This window comes from Acidithiobacillus concretivorus, from assembly GCF_018853445.1.
Taxonomy (GTDB): Bacteria; Pseudomonadota; Gammaproteobacteria; order Acidithiobacillales; family Acidithiobacillaceae; genus Acidithiobacillus; species Acidithiobacillus concretivorus.
The window spans coordinates 1-1,916 of record NZ_JABELD010000182.1 but is presented as its reverse complement, the minus strand read 5'-3'; the positions used below and the strand labels follow the sequence as shown (position 1 = coordinate 1,916).

The window sequence follows — 1,916 nt, the reverse complement described above, 5'->3', positions numbered from 1 at the left end:
TTTGAGCTGTAACGTCTCATCTCAAAAGCATCCAATTTTATGCAAATGCATATGCATTTGCATCGAGAGATGACCGAAAAACCTAATAAAATCAATGATAGTATTTTTATTTTTTTAAAAATTTTGAAAAAAAGTGATTTTATTTCTGTTCAAAAGCTTTAATCACGCATGACTGGTGCCATCGCCTCAACCGCCTCAGCCACTTCATTTGGCAACATCAGCACATCATCGCTGTTATCAGACTGATCATGTGCGTCATCATGTGGATCAGGCAGCACCCCTGCTTTCCATGCATCTGCAAGGTCTTTAGTGCCGACTGGTGGCATCCATGCAATGACCTTTTCACATCCCAGATCACATAGTTTATCGATCTGCTTTTCATGGGCAGCATCGGTTTTGGCTTGTGTCTCTTGGTCTTTCTCATTCTCCATCGCCACATAAACCGTATCAGCTTCTTTCAGTATTTTCTGCACATGCGGCTGGTTCAAGAAAGAACTAACGCCAGCGCCACCACTGACAATGATGGTGGGTATCGGCTTCTTAGATGCCCTATGCCATTCAATCGCTGCCAGTGCATCAACGCCACCCTCAACGACCCAGACGGTACTTGGGTGATCGCCACGCCATATCGCGGGATACGATTTATCGGAGTGCCTTACATCCAACTTTGTCAGCTCTTTTTCACCATCAAATGACTTGATCGGTTGAGTAAGCCTGACCGTCATTGAGCGTAATGAGCCATTGCCATTGCCACAAAAGGCCGCAGCCGGGATTCCGTTGTAATCCACAAACTTCAAAAACCCTCTAGTATGAGCCATTCCTGCCGTTGTTTTACTGATGCCTCTGGATTCCAAATAGGCAGTAATGGCATCGCGGTCTTTACTCCGAGGCGGTGGACTGATCAGTTTATTATGAGACATTACGATTCTTTTTGTCTTATGCGTAATTGAAGAACCTGATAAATCGGCAATGGCTTGCTCAAAGGTCAAACCCATTTCATCCCTCAAGAAAGCTATTCCATCGCCACCCCTGCTTTGGTCCCATGTGCACCAGACAAAATGACCGTCAGGCTTTTTCGTTACGCGGTAACGGTCATCCACCACCCAATCTTTCACCCCATCTTTTTTTACCTCTAACCCGACCGATTCCATGTAAGCGACCAGATCGGCCATGTGCGCATCATCTCGCACCTGTTGATATTTCGCCTGCATATCAGATGAATCTTGCTTAGCCCGACGCTTTGCGGATTTTATTTTGAATCGGCTATTCCATGCCGTTACGGTAACATTCCCAGAATCAGTGCTATCATGATCAACAATGTTGCTGTTGATGCCGACGCTATCCAAAACCTCAACGTCAATTTTTGAATCCGCGCCTGCATCTCGGCTTTCTGTTTCCGTGAATTTTGGGCTTCTCTCATCCAACCCTGCATCTGTTTGTCCATCTGCATCGCTTTCTTGTGCTGCTCCTTCGCCATCATCGCTGACCGCTTTACTTTGTCCTGTGAAAGCGTCTGCATCTGTTCCTGCAGTGATTCCACGGCTGCCTGTATTAATGGCTGTATGATCGCCCGATGGGTATCCAAACCCTGATCCAAGGCTTGCGCCATTTTCTCCATCGGCTCTAAGCTCTCGGCTATCTGTTTCGCTATTGCTTCCGGCAATACTTCCAGTTCTGCCGTCGTTTTCATCGACACTTCTATTAGTTGGCTTGCGCTTGGCAAGCTCCGCAAAGTCTCTATCTTGGTCATAGTCCACCGCCTGTTTCAATTTTGACCATTTATACTTGTCGCGGCTCTTCGTCAGATTGAGTGGGTAGGGGGTAGAATGCTGTGGAGCGGTCGTGCCCTGAATTGGAGTTAGCTGATGGTCCCTGAAGAGCTGTTTTCTCTCGCGTTAGGATTGGTTCCGCCGTGG

General features: G+C 47.0%; 1 protein-coding gene. It reads right to left on the bottom strand.

Annotated features, from left to right (window positions below; translation table 11 throughout):
* Positions 1–158: 158 nt before the first annotated feature.
* Positions 159–1,769: a hypothetical protein gene (locus HJG40_RS14715; RefSeq protein ID WP_215864888.1), complete on the bottom strand. Its 1,611-nt coding sequence runs from the start codon at positions 1,767–1,769 to the stop codon at positions 159–161.
* Positions 1,770–1,916: the final 147 nt, after the last annotated feature.